1 protein-coding gene is annotated in these 718 nt (G+C 72.0%); it reads left to right on the forward strand.

Annotation, left to right across the window (positions count from 1 at the left end; translation table 11 throughout):
• On the forward strand, positions 1–718 hold a 718-nt coding region (locus AC5RUJ_RS17685), incomplete at both ends, for a Gfo/Idh/MocA family protein (RefSeq protein ID WP_494156437.1).

Raw genomic sequence — 718 nt, forward strand, 5'->3', positions numbered from 1 at the left:
CACTACGCGCTCGCCGACGCCGCGATGGACCGCGGCCTGCACGTGGTGGTGGACAAGCCCTTCGTCCCCGCATCCGCCCAGGGCGACGCCCTGCTGGCCAAGGCCGGACGGGCCGGCGTGGTGCTCTCCGTCTTCCACAACCGCCGCTGGGATTCGGATTTCCTGACCCTGAAACAGCTGATCGGCGACGGCGAACTCGGCCGGGTCCACACCTTCGAGTCCCGCTTTGAGCGCTGGAAGCCGGAGGGTCTGCGGGCCTGGAAGGCAACGGCCGGCGTCGCCGGTGGCGGCGGCATCCTCTTCGACCTCGGCGTCCACCTGATCGACCAGGCGCTCACGCTCTTCGGGCCGGCCGCCACGGTCTACGGCGAAACCGCGCGCCACACCGCCCCCGCAGCATCCGCCGCCGACGAGGATGCCTTCGTCTCCCTGCTGCACGAATCTGGGGTGCGCTCGCGGTTGTCGATAAACCTCATCTCAGCGCTGCCCGCGCCGCGGTTCCATGTGCTCGGCTCGGCCGCCGCCTTCACCTCCTGGGGGCTGGACAGCCAGGAGGCCGCGCTGGCGGCGGGCGCGGTTCCCGGAGCAGCCGGATACGGCGAGGAGCCCGAAGAGCGCTGGGGAACCCTCGGCACGCCGGGCCACACCCGCAGGGTTCGCTCCGTCGCCGGCGCCTACCCGGAGTACTACCGGCAGCTGGCCGCGGCCATCCACGAGG

It is taken from the genome of Arthrobacter sp. Y3223164 (genome assembly GCF_059091005.1).